This is a genomic window from Vreelandella rituensis (genome assembly GCF_003336665.1).
Classification (GTDB): Bacteria; Pseudomonadota; Gammaproteobacteria; order Pseudomonadales; family Halomonadaceae; genus Vreelandella; species Vreelandella rituensis.
On the sequence record NZ_QPIJ01000074.1, the window covers coordinates 1 to 14833 of the forward strand.

A 14833-nucleotide genomic window follows, 5' to 3' on the forward strand; every position below is an offset into this window, starting at 1 on the left:
AAAACAGTTAGAGGTTGTATATGGAAAGCTTCATGATTCTTCTATATAGAATTGTCTACAAAGTATGAAGCTCCATGGATAAAGGCATTCACTCACCGACAGGGTTAGAGTGTTTAGATAGTGACCGTGATGTAAACGCGGCCAAGAACATTCTCGCGGTCGGGCATGGCCGTCCTGCAGAGGGAATCCCCCGCTACAATCTCTGATTTAGCCGAGGGAGGATGTCAAATGCCTTGCATGGCTCAGTGCCTAGATAGCTCTGCGCTTATAGGTTGGGGGCGTCAAAGTTGGCCGGTTCATCGGTATAGACGCACACATTGGCGTCTTCTATGTCGCCATCATCAGCTTCAAGGTGAGTGGCAAAGAACTCGCGAATTTCATTGCGCTGGCAGTGAGCTTCGAAGGCGGTCCGGTTGGCCCATATCTCATGAAACACGATGGGGTAGCTTTGGCCTTCGGCGAAGGGATTGTTGATATGGCGGGTGACGGTGTAAAGCAGGCAGGCATCTTCACGGTGGGCATTCGGTTCCAGGGCTTGCAATGCCTTGAAGACAGCATCTTCCTTGCCGGGTTTGGGCTTGAAGCTCGCGGTGCAGTAGATCTTCTGGGACATGATGTTTCCTGATGGTGGTTGGTTGATTTAATGAGATGGCAATGACGATACCATCAAGGCCACTTGAGCGCTAAAACTAGACGGTTTTGTAGAATAAGTGATACCTATGGACGTTTCAAAGAGCTAACGCGAGGGGACGGAACATGCCTGACCAGAGTCCGGATTATCGACTTGAACTGGAATATGCATTGGGCACGCCCTTCACTGAAGGTAATCGGGTGGATGTACTGCGTAATGGCGTGGAAATTTTCCCTGCCATGCTTGAGGCTATCCATACCGCTCGGGAAACCATCGAGATGGTGACCTTTGTTTACTGGACCGGCGACATCGCCAGAAAATTTGCCCAGGCATTGGCAGACCGTGCCCGTGAAGGCGTTGTGGTGCGGGTGGTGCTGGATTCGATAGGCGCCAAGAAGATGTCGCAAGAATTTGTGAAACTGATGGAAGAGGCCGGCGTCGATATCCGCTGGTTTCGCCCGTTCAATTTGCTGCGACCCTGGCATATCGACAAACGGACCCATCGCAAGATACTCATTTGCGATGGCAAGGTGGGTTTTACCGGCGGTGTGGGCATCGCCAAAGAATGGGAAGGAGATGCCCGTAATGAGAATGAATGGCGTGAGACGCACTTACGGGTGTATGGGCCTGCCGTTATCGGGCTGTATTCAGCCTTTCTCGACAATTGGAACGAGAGGGGGGAGTGGCAGTGGCGGCCGATCCATCACCGTGCCCAAGAGCATGAAAAAGGCATACCCATTCAATTTCTGCGTGCTTCCTCGACCATTGGTTGGACCGAAACGGCTGCCATATTGCGGTCGTTGGTCTCGATCAGCCAGGTAAGGCTGCGTATCGTCACAGCGTATTTCGTTCCTGATAGCGTATTGGTCGACGCAATGATTACTGCGGTCAAGCGTGGGGTCGAAGTGGAAGTACTGGTGCCGGGAGCCCACAACGATAGCCGCTTGTCGCAACTCGCCGGCCAACCCAGCATTGAATTACTCCTCGATGCCGGAGTGAAAATCTGGGCATTCCAGCCGACGGTGTTGCACGCCAAGATCGTTACCGTCGATGGGCAGCTTTCCAACGTCGGCTCGGTAAACGTCAACCGACGTTCAATGGGTAAGGATGAGGAATGCAGCGCCATGCTGCTGTGCAAGGACGTGACCGCTCGCTTGGATGCTGATTTCGAAGACGATTGCAAGCGAGCTACTCCCTTGAGCAGTGAGCAGTTCAAACGCCGTAGTGGCTGGGTGCGCCTGAAGGAACGGGCGGCTCGGTTGATCGTGGAACAGCTTTGAACATCGGCCTGGTAGGCTACCCTTCAATAAAGGTTGGAATGTTCCACCAGTTCTATAAAGGAGTTTTACATGGCGGATTCCCTTACGCTTGGCTGTCCTTATTGTAGCGCCATAAATCGAGTCAATAACGCTAGGTTGAATGATGGTCCCAAATGCGGCAAGTGCAAACGGGCGCTTTTTACCGGTGAGCCGGTCGAACTTACCAGCGCCAACTTCACCGCCCTAGTGGAGCGCAGCGAGCTACCGGTAGTGGTGGATTTCTGGGCCAGTTGGTGCGGCCCGTGCAAGATGATGGCGCCCATTTTTGCCGAGACCGCTCGAGAGTTGGAACCGCACATGCGCTTCGCCAAGTTGGATACCGAAGCCGAACAGGCGTTGGCCGGCCGCTTTGGCATCCGTAGCATTCCCACCTTGATCGTGTTTCGTAACGGTCAGGAAGTCGCTCGTCAGCCCGGTGCCATGCAGGGGCCGCAGCTGCGCCAATGGCTAGTACCGTATTTGAAGACCATATAGACCTAGCCACCCAACTGATCGAGTAGTCGGGGTAGCACGTTTGGGTCCAGCAGAAGCACAATAACGATACCGCCAAGTGCCCCACCCAAGTGAGCTTCATGGGCCAGGCCGCCGACCTGGCCCGCCTCTCGTCTTCGCATCGCTACGATTGAAATGGCCACAAAACCAATCGCGAAGAGAATGGCGGGGATGGGGATTACAAAGAAAAGGAAGAGCAAGCGAAAAGGCTCGTAGAGGCAGAAGGCAAAAAGCACCCCAGCGATGGCGCCTGAGGCTCCCACCGCTGCATAACGCGGATTGTTACGTTGAATGATGAGCGAGAGCCCATGGGCGGTAAGCTCGGCACCGAAATACAGCAGCAAGAAGCCAAGGGTTCCCAGCGTAAGCTCCATCCACGGCCCGAAAAAATACAAGGTGATCATGTTGACCATGAGGTGCACACCATTTATGTGCACGAATCCGGCCGTCACCAGACGATAGACCTCCCCCTGTTTGAGTATGCGTTCGGGCTTGAAAGCCAGGCGGTCGATAAGTGCTGGTTTACAGCTCAGCACATAAAGGCTGACCGCGATATTGAGGATAAGCAGTAACAAGGTGACGGGCGTTTGTGTCAGGTCCAGCATCGTTGAACTCCACACTGCTTGGATGGCGAAACGTTAACGGTAGCAGATATATGGCAACCGACCGCCATGAGAAAACATTCGGTTGCTCGCCTGGATAACCTTGCAGGATCAAGGTTTGCTGAGGCATGGAATGGATTCTTCACAGAAAGACATAAACGGTGACTACGAAAAAGGCACCATGCAGCAGCGGCCAGAACAACAGCTTGGGGATGAGGTTGTCGCGGTAGTGAAAGAAATGATTATGGCTGGTGGCGGTCAGCATGAAGGCGTTGAAGGAGATGGCGAGGATGGAGAAGTAGGTGATGAAATAGAAATATTCCAGGTACATGATCTGTTCGGCGACGTAGCGGCGACGGATATCGATATGGGCGAGCAGGATGATGAAGAAGATGGCGGCTGCCGTGCCCAGGACCTTGGAGGTAGTGAAGCCATACAGCGAGGCCTGGTTTTGTTTTCGGGTATCGATTATCAGCATCGCAAACAGCATGAACGCGGCGACGAACAAGGGAATCTGGTTGGAAACGAAAGCGTCGGTAATATTGCGCAGCAGAGTGACGTTGTAGGTCAGCTCGGGGAATTTCCCGCTCATGGCGCTGCCGCGAATGCCGAAGTCGCTGCGATAGTCGTGAAAACGATAAGCAAAGAAACTACGTTGCACTTTCCAGCCAGGCAGGTGGAAGTCGGTTTCCATGCCGGGTCGGGAGGTTGGGTGAATCAGACGATAGGCATCAAACTCGGGCACCAGAATGACGTTGCGCTCCATGGACGGGTGCCAGATACGCAAGCGTACGGTTTTGACATCGATGGGAAAGCCTGAGTAATCAAAAGGCTGGTGCAAGGTGGTCTTGAAAAACCAGCCCACCACCTCCGTATCACCTTCACGGAAGCGATACAGTTCTTCCCGGATATCGTAGTCCGGCACGGCGTCGGGAAAGAATATCCCCCGTGATAGATCGTCATGTTCTGGTACGCGATAGCGCTGCCAGACGAACCCGGAGACCACCGGGTCATGCGGGGTATCGAAATTGATAGCCTGAACGAATACCCCGGTGGGAATCTTGATCGGGGTTGAAAAGGGTTGTTGCTGTGCCGCTTTTTCATAGTCGCTGAGATAGCTTTCAACCCCGGCGGAGTCGACCAGCATCACGGCTTCGGGTGGGTCGCGATTGGCCTCGGAAAATTCGATTTGCCAGATATTGATGATACCGAATAGAAACAGCAGGGTGATGCCAATACTTGCACTCCAGAGTATGGGCTTGGAACCCAACTGGTAGGAAGCGGCCAAGCCCATCAGGCCGATCCCCCCGATGATCAACAGAATGGTGATGCCGATGCGACGACGTTTGTGCTCGCTGATAGCGAGCGGTATTTCATCGCGAAAGGCGACCACTGCCAGAGACCAGTTGGCTGCTGGAATCGGCGCGTAAAAGATCCATGAAAATTGCCCGGTCAACGAATTGGAATGGGTAAGTACGCCACTGCGTTGCGCACCGGCTTGCTCGGCCAAGCGGCGCAAATCCGAATCCTGCTGTGTTTCGGCCAAGTCGAACAGGCTTTGCCCCTGACGCACATACTCTCGGCGGGGATGTGCCACCAGGGTGCCCTGGTCAGTCATGGCAATCGCATAGCCGGTCTGGCCGAGATCCAGGGCGCCGACCAGATTCCACACATCTTCGATCGAATAATCGATGCACACCGTACCGTCGTTTGAGGTGTCTTGCTGAGTTGACTGCCGTTCAGGAAGGCTGAAGGGGGTGCAGTAGAGCGCCAGCATGGCCTGGCTGGCTTCCCCGTAGAAGGGCTCGATCCAACCGGATTGCTCGATACCCTGCTGGAACCATTCGTGTTCGGGCTGGCTATAATCGTAGAAATCTTCGATCTGGAGCATCTGATAGGCATCGTCGCGCCTTACCAGATAGCGCGAGTAGAGGCGCTGATTTGGGTCGTAGGCAAAAGGGCGAAACATCACCCCTGCGCCGAAAATATAAGGGTGCTCGTTCACCAAGCTTTTGAGGCGGGCATCCACGGCCTCGACCGATAGCTCACCGCTGCTTAGTTCAGCGGCCAGCTCATCGCCAAGCTCGGACATATTGCGCAGGTTCCGATCAAGCGACTCGGCGGCCGCGGTGGTGTCCTGCTGGATGCGTTCCAGCCAAGTCTCGGTGGTTTCCTCACGGGCACTGCGGTCGATCCAGAGCAAGCCGGCAGCGATAGCAAAGCTTATCAAGGCCATGCTCAGGGCGATGCCGAAAACAATTCGAGAAGGGCCGGGAGGAGGAATCATCAGTACCTTGCATCATCCGGTGTTAAGCCGAGTCGTACCCTAATCAACCTAGTCGGAAAACTGGCGTTTCGGCAAATATCTTGCTTGTGCTAAAGCTCGTCGGCATACGAAATGAGGTGATGTGTGCCGAACTGAAGTTCGGCCAGATGCCGATACAAAGGGCTCGTTTTCAGCAGTTCGTCATGGCGGCCCTGGGCAACTAATTTACCTGCTTCCAATACCAGCAAGCGGTCGGCGGCGACCACCGTAGCCAGTCGGTGAGCGATCACCAGGCTGGTGCGGCCTTGCATCAGCCGGTCGAGCGCCTGTTGCACCAGCCGCTCACTTTCGGCGTCCAGGGCGCTGGTGGCTTCATCCAGAAGCAATACGCGTGGGTTCTTGAGAAGCGCTCGAGCGATGGCCAGACGCTGGCGCTGGCCGCCGGAAAGTTGTATGCCACTGGCGCCAAGCGGTGTGTCGAAACCCAAGGGTAGCGCCTCGATGAAGTCCAAGGCGTTGGCATCACGAGCGGCTTCGCGAAGTTCTTCGAGGGTGGCATCGGGTTTGCCATAACGCAGGTTCTCGGCGGCACTGCCGGTGAACAGGGTGGGTTCCTGCGCCACCAGCCCCAAGGTGCGGCGCAGTGATTGCGGCTCAAGCTTTCGCAGATCGATACCGTCAAGCATCAGCCGGCCATGGTCCGGGTCATGAAAGCGCAATAACAGCGAAAGCAAGGTGCTCTTGCCGGCGCCGGAAGGCCCTACCAACGCCACGCGCTCCCCCGGGTGAATATGCAGATCAAGCCCTTCGAGGGCTGGCTGGTCGCGGCCGGGATAGGTAAAATTGACCGCTTCGAAGCGGATGTCGCCGTTCACCGGCTCGGGGAGTGTGGCGGCATCGCCGGGGGCATGAATGCTGGGCTGAGTATCGAGTAATTCGAGCAATCGCTCCGCGGCGCCCGCCGCGCGCTGTACATCGCCCGCCACCTCTGAAAGTGTTGCCACGGCGCCGGCGGCCAGCACGGCATAAAAAACGAACGCTGAGAGTTCGCCGGCGGTCATGGTGCCTGCCAGCACCGCCTGGCCGCCTTGCCAGAGCATGATGCCCACAGCAGCGAAGACTACCAGCATGGCGATACCGGTCAGCCAGGCCCGTTGGCGGGTGCGTTCGACGGCACTGGCGAACGCCTCTTCGACACGCTGCGCGTAGTTATGCCGCTGGATATCTTCGTGATGAAAGGCTTGAACGGTGCGGATGCCGTTCAGGGCTTCTCCGGCATAACGGCCCAGTTCCGCCACCCGATCCTGGCTGAAACGTGAAAGCCGCCGCACCCGACGCCCATACCAGAGAATCGGCAACACCGTCACGGGAATGCCCAGCAGCACGATGGCCGAAAGTAGCGGTTGAGTGACCAGCATCAGGATGACGGCGCCAGCCAGCATCAAAAGGTTGCGTACCGCCATCGACAGCGAGGAGCCGAACAGGCTTTGCAAAACGCTGGTGTCGGCGGTGAGACGCGAGGTGATCTCGCCGGCACCACCACCTTCGCCGCTGCCGGCTTCAAAAAAGCTCGGCTCCAGGGACAACAGATGATCGAAAACCTGGCGTCGAAGATCACCCGCCAGTCGCTCGCCAATCCAGGTCACCAGGTAATAGCGTAGCGCCGAGGCCATCGCCAACACGCTGACCACCGCAAGCATCAGGCACAATGCCTGGTTGAGTCGGCTGCGGTCGTCAGCTAGAAACCCCTGGTCGATCACTAACCGCAACCCCTGGCCCAGTACCAGCACGCTGGACGCCGCCACCAGCAAGGCAACCCCCGCCAGCACCAGGCGCCAGTGATAAGGGCGTAACAACCCGAGCAGGCGAAGCAGTATTCGCGGATTGGGGCGGGTCGACATGAGGTTGGCTCCGGCAGAGAAACCCAGGCAGCATAGCAGCCAAAGGCGCGTCAGTGGCTGAATGCTCGGCGCAAAGCTACTTGGCCAGTTGCCGCATGGCGTTTTCCAGGCCTTCCAGTGTCATGGGGTACATGCGATCGTCTATCAGCTCACGGATCAAACCGCTGGAATAGGTATATTCCCAGGCGCGTGGCGGCATGGGGTTGAGCCAGGCGAGGCGTGGAAATTTTTCCGTGAGTCGCTTGAGCCATACACCGCCGGCTTCGTCGTTGAAATGCTCAACGCTGCCACCGGGGTGGGTGATTTCATAGGGTGACATGGCGGCATCCCCCACGATGACCACCTGATAATCGCTGCCATAGGTATGCAGGACGTCCATGGTGGGAATTCGTTCGTTGCCGCGTCGCATGTTGTTGCGCCACACGCCTTCGTACAGGCAGTTGTGAAAGTAATAATGCTCAAGATGCTTGAATTCCGAGCGTGCCGCCGAGAACAGTTCCTCGCAGACGCGAATGTGGTCATCCATGGAACCGCCCACATCCAGAAACAGCAGTACTTTTACCGAATTATGCCGTTCCGGGCGCATCTGCACATTGAGCAGCCCGGCGTCACGAGCGGTCTCACGAATGGTGCCGTTGACATCGAATTCATCAAGTGCCCCTTGGCGGGCGAACTTGCGAAGGCGGCGCAAGGCCATCTTGATATTGCGCGTGCCGAGTTCCAGGGAGTCGTCGTAATCGCGAAAGCGCCGTTCGTCCCATACCTTGATGGCGCGGCGATGGCGCGAGCCATCCTGACCAATGCGAATCCCTTCCGGGTTATAGCCGTAGGCACCGAAGGGGCTGGTGCCGCCGGTGCCTATCCATTTGTTACCTCCGGCGTGGCGCTCTTTCTGCTCCTCCAGGCGTTTCTTGAAGGTTTCGATCAGGTTTTCCAGCCCGCCCAAGGATTCGATCTGGGCCTTCTCTTCTTCGCTAAGCTGCTTTTCGAACTCGCGGCGCAGCCAGTCATCCGGAATGAGGGCCTCGATGGCGGCATCCAGGTTCTCCAGCCCTTCGAACCAGGCGGAAAAAGCACGATCGAAGCGGTCGAAATGGCGTTCATCCTTGACCATGACGGTACGCGCCACCTGGTAGAAGGCGTCCATGTCGGCGAACACCACGCCGCGCTCGACCACCGCATGCAGGTCGAGCAGTTCACGGATCGATACCGGCACACCGGCACGTTTGAGGGTCTCGAACAGAGTGATGAACATGGCTTAGCGCCTCGGGTTGCCTTGTTGGCGGCGCAGCATGAAGGCCAGCCGCTCGAGCAGGTGGGTATCCTGTTCATTCTTGACCAAGGCGCCGGCCAGCGGTGGAATCGCCTTCACCGGGTCGCGAGAATAGAGCGCTTCGCTGGCCAGCTCATCGGCCATCAAGAGCTTCAGCCAGTCGACCAGTTCCGATGTGGAAGGTTTCTTCTTCAGCCCGGGTGCCTGACGCAGGTCGAAGAACACTTCCAGCGCCTCGCTGACCAGCTTCGGCGCGATATCCGGAAAGTGGACGTCGACGATGGCTTGCATGGTCTCGCGGTCGGGAAACTCGATGTAGTGGAAAAAACAGCGGCGCAGGAAGGCATCCGGCAGTTCTTTTTCATTGTTCGAGGTAATGATGATGATCGGGCGGTGCTCGGCGGTAATGGTCTCGCCGGTCTCGTAGACATGAAATTCCATCCGATCCAGCTCCTGGAGCAGGTCGTTGGGAAATTCGATATCCGCCTTGTCGATCTCATCGATCAGCAACACCACCCGTTCGCCGGCGGTAAACGCTTCCCACAGCTTGCCGGGCTTGATGTAGTTGCCTACGTTTTCCACGCCCTCGACACCCAACTGGGAGTCACGCAGGCGGCTGACTGCGTCGTATTCATATAGCCCCTGGGCCGCCTTGGTGCTGGACTTGATGTGCCAGGTAATCAACTGCGTATCCAGGCTGGCCGCGAGTTCTTCCGCCAGCAGGGTCTTGCCGGTACCCGGCTCGCCTTTTATCAACAGCGGACGTTGGAGGGTGACAGCGGCATTGACCGCTTGTTTCAAGGCATCGGTTGCGATGTAGGAGGAAGTGGATTCAAACGCCATGGGTCGTGTCTCGGCTTGTCGTCAAAAGAGAATTCAAGAATCAAACAAGTGTACGTGAGGGTAAACCCCAAGGCCAACTAGCGGCAGTTTCCTTTTTTATCACCCCAGCCTTTTATCAACCCCGCCAGTTCGGGGGCATAATGCCCTGGCGTTGCATTTGCCGATATACCGTGGGCCGCGAAACGCCCAGCATCCGAGCCACGGCGCTAATATTCCAGTGCTGCTCCTTGAGGAGTTCCAGCATTTCGTTATCGGGTTCTGCGCAATCGTCATCGGGTAGGCAGAGCGTCTGCCGGGTGATGCGCTGGCTTAGGCATTGCTCGGGTAGGTCGTTGACAGTGATTTCATCGCTTTCGGACGTGGCCAGGGCGAAGGCCAGCGCATTTTTTAGCTGACGGACGTTGCCGGGCCAGGCGTAGGCGAGCAGGGCGCTGATAGCATCTGCCCGCAGGCGCGGTAATGCATGGGTTGCCCGTTCGGTCACTCTGTTATCACGTTCGTCCACTATGTCATCAAACACGCGGCGTATGACATAGAGCTTGTCGGCACGCTCTCGTAAGGCGGGCAAACGCAACTGAGCGCCGTTGAGGCGGTAATAGAGGTCTTCTCGGAATTCCCCTTGCTGGATCATTTCTTCGATATCCCGGTGGGTGGCGGTTACCACACGAATATCGACTTTTACCGGCGTATTGGCACCCAGCGGCATCACTTCCCGTTCCGCTAGCACGCGCAGCAGGCGGGTTTGCAGCGCCAGCGGCATATCGCCTATTTCATCCAGAAACAGCGTGCCGCCGTGGGCCTGGGGGATTAGCCCGCGCATGCCTTTCGAGCGGCCACCGGTAAACGCCCCAGGTTCATAGCCAAACAGTTCGCTTTCGATCAGCGTTTCGGGAATGGCGGCGCAGTTGACCGCCATGAATGGCCCCTTGGCGCGGTTGCCGCTTTCGTGTAGTGCACGGGCAACGACCTCTTTGCCGGTACCGGTTTCGCCGCTAATCAGCACATTGACACTGGCTTCGTTACGCAGCCGCTCGGCCAACTTCTGTACCTTGCGCATGGCCGGGTCATCGGCGCCTAGGCGGGCCAGCGGTTCGGGTAGAGCGGAGGTGGGTGGTGTTGCTTGTTGGGCAGGGCGAGGGCGACGTGGTTCCAGCAGGCTAATAAAGTAAATCGTGTTGTCGACTCTGGCGCGAAAAGCGCGCAGTTGATCGTCGGTGCCGCTATTGATGCTTAGCACATCGGCGATCTCGCACTCGAACAGCTCCCCAAGCATCGGGGCGTGGTTGGTAGACCAGGGAGGCCAACGGCGCTGATGCACAGCGATTAATTCTCGGCCTACGGCGTTGGCGGCAATCACTTCCCCATTCTCTTCAATAGCAATCAAACCACGCCCATTAACGTGCACAAATTCTCGAGAGGTATCCAGGCGCACCATCAGGCAGTTGCGGTAACGCTGAAGAAAATAGGCGTCCTCAATCATGCGCGCGTAGAGCGTCACCAGCGAAAGGCTGAAGTTTTGGCTCTCATGCTGGGTAGGCGAGTGCAACGCGGAAATATCCAGCACGGCCATGACGTTGCCCTGGGGGTTGGCAATCGGGGCGGCGGTGCAGGTCAACGAAATATGCGAGGCGTCGAAGTGCTCCTGGCGGTGGCAGATAATCGCTTGGCGATCGTGCAGGCAGGTGCCCACGGCACAGGTTCCAGCAAAGCGTTCGTCCCAGTCGGCTCCCAAATAAAGGCCTGCTTTGCGCAGTTGCTGGTCTTGGTTGGGGTCGCCGCGAAACTCAACGGTAATCCCGCGGTGGTCAGTGAGCAATAGTACGTAGCCAAGCTGGGCGATTTGCTGATAGAGCTGCTCAACCCCCGCTCTTGCCACGTGTAACAGTTCATCCACGGACTCCCGGTGCTCGATCAGGATTTGCTGGGGCACCACCCGTGCGGGGCGTGGTTGGGTGGGGTCCAGTTGGTATTCATTAAGGCAGCGTAGCCAGGAGCGCCGAATCGTCGCTTGAGCTGGCAACTGTGGGACTTCCAGGCCTTCGCCGAGCTGGAAAATATGCTCGATATGCTGGCGCTGTACGGATTGAAGTCGTGCAGTCAGGGGCGATTGAGTGGGCATGGCGTTTTCCACCGTGGGGGTTTTTATTGTTCTTCCAGACTATGCACTTTGGCGTAGGTGTCAACGCAGCCTTATTACGCCGTTAGTCGTGAGTTACACCTGTAACACCTGACTGTAAACGGCGTGACAGCTGTACGCCCCTCGCTATGTTTTATCGCAGGGCTGATCTTCCATTCGAAAAATATTTTTATATTATTTTCAGTTAGTTGTGTGTTGGTTGCGGTCATTTGGCACGGTGGGTGCTTAGGGTTTGCGTGAAGACGAACGAGTTAACAACAAACGTAATCTGGAGTACTTGATATGGCTCAGCAAAATGCCACGGCCACCGTACAAGCGTGGCTAAGCGACTTCGATACGGCCCTGCAGGCTCACGATATTCAGCGTGTGCTCTCGCTGTTCGGTGACGACTGCTACTGGCGTGATTTTGTAGCGTTTACCTGGAATTTAAAAACCTGCGAAGGCAAAGATGACATTCAGACCATGTTAAATGCCACGCTGGAGAACACGAGTCCTTCGAGCTGGCAGTTGGAAAGCGAAGCTACCCAGAACGGCGATACCTGCGAGGCGTGGTTCACCTTTAAAACAACGGTGGCCAGCGGCAAAGGTTACTTGCGTCTTAAACAAGGCAAATGCTGGACGCTGTTAACCACCATGCAAGAGCTACGCGACTTCCCCGAACCGCGCAACCACAATCGCCCAAAAGGGGCGGAGCACGGTGCCAACAAGCAGCGCGAAACCTGGCTGGAGGCGCTGGAGCGCGAGGAAGCGGAGCTGGGCTACAGCCGCCAGCCCTACTGCGTGATTATTGGTGGTGGCCAAGGCGGTATTGGCTTGGGGGCACGGCTGAAGCAGATGAGGGTGCCGACGATAATTATCGAGCGCAACGAGCGTGCGGGGGACTCATGGCGCAAACGCTATAAATCGCTCTGCTTGCACGACCCGGTCTGGTACGACCACCTGCCCTATATTCCCTTCCCAGAAAACTGGCCGGTTTTCACCCCTAAAGACAAAGTGGGTGACTGGCTGGAGATGTACACCAAAGTGATGGAGCTCAATTATTGGAGCTCCACAGAGTGTCAGAATGCGAATTATGACGAGGCCACAGGGGAGTGGGTGGTTAAGGTTAAGCGCAACGGCGAAGAAATCACGCTACGTCCCAAGCAGTTGGTGATGGCGACCGGAATGTCGGGCATGCCCAACGTTCCAGACTTCCCTGGCGCGGAAAGCTTTAAAGGCGAGCAGCAGCACTCCAGCCAGCACCCAGGGCCGGATGCCTATAAAGGTAAAAAGTGCGTGATTATTGGATCCAATAACTCGGCCCACGATATTGCCGCCGCGCTTTGGGAGCATGACGCCGATGTGACCATGCTGCAGCGCTCGTCTACTCATATCGTGAAGTCGGATTCACTGATGGAGGAGGTGCTGGGGCCGCTCTACTCCGAAGAGGCAGTGGCCAATGGCGTTACCCATGAAAAAGCCGACCTGATTTTTGCTTCAATTCCCTACAAGATATTGCCGGATTTTCAGCGCCCAGCGTTCGAGGCGATTAAGCAGCGCGACGCCGAGTTTTATCAGAAACTGGAGGACGCGGGTTTTATGCTCGATTTCGGTGATGACGAATCCGGGCTGTTTTTGAAGTATCTACGCCGTGGCTCGGGTTACTACATTGATGTGGGTGCCTGTGACCTGGTAGCCAGTGGCGATATCAAGCTACGCAGTGGTGTGGGGATCGAGCATATCAATCCGCACTCCATCACGCTCACTGATGGCAGCGAGCTGCCGGCGGATTTGATCGTCTATGCCACTGGCTATGGTTCAATGAACGGCTGGGCGGCGCGGCTTATCTCCCAAGAAGTGGCGGATAAAGTGGGTAAGTGTTGGGGATTGGGTTCCGACACCACCAAAGATCCAGGCCCTTGGGAAGGCGAGCTGCGCAATATGTGGAAACCCACCCAGCAAGAGGCGCTGTGGTTCCATGGTGGCAATCTGCATCAGTCGCGGCACTACTCGCATTATTTAGCGCTGCAGTTAAAGGCACGGATGGAAGGGTTAAACACACCCGTCTACGGCCTGCAACCGGTTCACCATGTGTCTTAACAGGAAGGGGTAGCCAATGAGTCAGTCAACCATGCAGGCAGCAGTTTGGTACGCGGCGAAAGACCTGCGCGTTGAGGAGATGCCGGTACCGATGGTTAACGACCCCCATGCGGTAAAAGTAAAAGTGATGGAGTGCGGTATCTGTGGCAGCGATCTGCACGAGTATGCCGCCGGGCCAATTTTTATTCCGGTGGGCAAACCACACCCGATCAGCGGTGAGCAGGCGCCGATCATCATGGGCCACGAATTTTCCGGGGAAGTGGTTGAGGTCGGCGATAAGGTAACGCGTGTGAAGGTGGGTGATCGCGTTGCTATTGAGCCGATTCTTTCTCCCAACCAAAACGGCGCCTACCTGATGGAGCGCTATAACCTGACGCCGCTGCTCGGTTTTCATGGCCTTTCGGGCGGTGGTGGTGGTTTCTCGGAGTTCACCGTGATGGGTGAACATATGGTGCACAAACTGCCGGATGATCTCAGCTTCGAGCAGGGCGCCTTGGTCGAGCCTGCCGCGGTTGCGCTGCATGCGGTGCGCCAGAGCTGCCTGAAAGCCGGGGATAGGGCGGCGGTATTTGGCGCAGGGCCGACTGGGCTGATGACCATCGAAGCACTGAAAGCCGCGGGTGCCGCCCAGATTTACGCTGTCGAGATAGCACCGTCGCGTAAAGCCAAAGCTGAAGCGTTAGGGGCAATCGTTGTAGACCCGCAGCAGGAAGATGCGGTAGAGAAGCTCCAGACGTTGAGCAGTGGCGGTGTTGACGTGGCGTTTGAAGTGACGGGGATTCCAGCAGTGCTGAATCAGGCGCTGCATAGTACCCACGAAGGTGGTGAAGTCGTCGTGGTGAGTATCTGGGAGGGAGAGGCCAGCTTTCAGCCTAACGACCTCGTCATCAAAGAGCGCACCATGAAAGGTATTATTGCCTATCGCCACGTCTATCCGGCGGTGATGGCACTGATGCAGCGGGGTTATTTCCGTGCCGAAGATATGGTTACTCAGCGCATTCCGCTAGCCGATATCGTAGAGCGGGGCTTTGAGGCGCTACTAAGCGATAAAGCGCAAGTGAAAATCATTGTGTCTCCATAGCTTCTAATCGTTAACAGGCTTTGCTACCACCTAGTAGCGATAAACCGAGTGAGCTGGTGTGCTCCACCTGGGTCCCCTTCGGGGGACTTTTTAACATTTCGCGCGGAATTCCACGTCCAAGCCACGCATTGGGCGTGGATGGATAGCGCGCCGTCCGTCAGGACGGCCTGGTCTGGTTCTGGATGTAGCGCTTGATGATCTCCGTGTTC

The 14833-nt window shown here is 56.6% G+C and carries 11 protein-coding genes; 4 read left to right on the top strand and 7 right to left on the bottom strand.

What is annotated here, in order from left to right; translation table 11 throughout:
• Nucleotides 1-265: 265 nt before the first annotated feature.
• The gene (locus DU506_RS19110; protein WP_114488460.1) at nt 266-613 is read right to left on the bottom strand and encodes a putative quinol monooxygenase; all 348 of its coding nucleotides are present in this window, start codon (nt 611-613) and stop codon (nt 266-268) included.
• A 143-nt stretch (nt 614-756) separates the two neighbouring features.
• On the opposite strand from DU506_RS19110, the gene DU506_RS19115 reads away from it, so the two are divergent.
• The gene (locus DU506_RS19115) at nt 757-1911 is read left to right on the top strand and encodes a phospholipase D-like domain-containing protein (RefSeq protein WP_114488461.1); all 1155 of its coding nucleotides are present in this window, start codon (nt 757-759) and stop codon (nt 1909-1911) included.
• 69 nt (nt 1912-1980) lie between these two features.
• Nucleotides 1981-2424 (top strand): thioredoxin TrxC, encoded by a 444-nt coding sequence (trxC, locus tag DU506_RS19120; protein ID WP_114488462.1) that lies wholly within the window; start codon nt 1981-1983, stop codon nt 2422-2424.
• A gap of 2 nt (nt 2425-2426) precedes the next feature.
• Here the strand turns inward: trxC and DU506_RS19125 are convergent, their stop codons facing one another.
• From DU506_RS19125 to DU506_RS19150, 6 genes are all read right to left on the bottom strand, one after another.
• Nucleotides 2427-3047, bottom strand: coding sequence for a rhomboid family intramembrane serine protease (locus tag DU506_RS19125; RefSeq protein WP_114488463.1), 621 nt, complete (start codon nt 3045-3047; stop codon nt 2427-2429).
• Nucleotides 3048-3186: 139 nt separating this feature from the next.
• The gene (locus DU506_RS19130; protein WP_114488464.1) at nt 3187-5331 is read right to left on the bottom strand and encodes a PDC sensor domain-containing protein; all 2145 of its coding nucleotides are present in this window, start codon (nt 5329-5331) and stop codon (nt 3187-3189) included.
• An 89-nt stretch (nt 5332-5420) separates the two neighbouring features.
• Nucleotides 5421-7211 (bottom strand): ABC transporter transmembrane domain-containing protein, encoded by a 1791-nt coding sequence (locus tag DU506_RS19135; RefSeq protein ID WP_114488465.1) that lies wholly within the window; start codon nt 7209-7211, stop codon nt 5421-5423.
• A 76-nt stretch (nt 7212-7287) separates the two neighbouring features.
• Nucleotides 7288-8466, bottom strand: coding sequence for a vWA domain-containing protein (locus DU506_RS19140; protein ID WP_114488466.1), 1179 nt, complete (start codon nt 8464-8466; stop codon nt 7288-7290).
• Between the two features lie 3 nt (nt 8467-8469).
• Entirely contained in the window at nt 8470-9327 is an 858-nt protein-coding gene (locus DU506_RS19145; RefSeq protein WP_114488467.1) for an AAA family ATPase, read from the bottom strand.
• A 115-nt stretch (nt 9328-9442) separates the two neighbouring features.
• Nucleotides 9443-11446, bottom strand: coding sequence for a sigma-54-dependent Fis family transcriptional regulator (locus tag DU506_RS19150; protein WP_114488468.1), 2004 nt, complete (start codon nt 11444-11446; stop codon nt 9443-9445).
• Between the two features lie 300 nt (nt 11447-11746).
• On the opposite strand from DU506_RS19150, the gene DU506_RS19155 reads away from it, so the two are divergent.
• Nucleotides 11747-13543 carry an NAD(P)/FAD-dependent oxidoreductase gene (locus DU506_RS19155; RefSeq protein WP_114488469.1) on the top strand — a complete coding sequence of 599 codons (1797 nt, stop codon included), beginning with the start codon at nt 11747-11749 and terminating at the stop codon, nt 13541-13543.
• Between the two features lie 16 nt (nt 13544-13559).
• Entirely contained in the window at nt 13560-14624 is a 1065-nt protein-coding gene (locus DU506_RS19160; RefSeq protein ID WP_328588001.1) for a 2,3-butanediol dehydrogenase, read from the top strand.
• Nucleotides 14625-14833 lie beyond the last annotated feature (209 nt).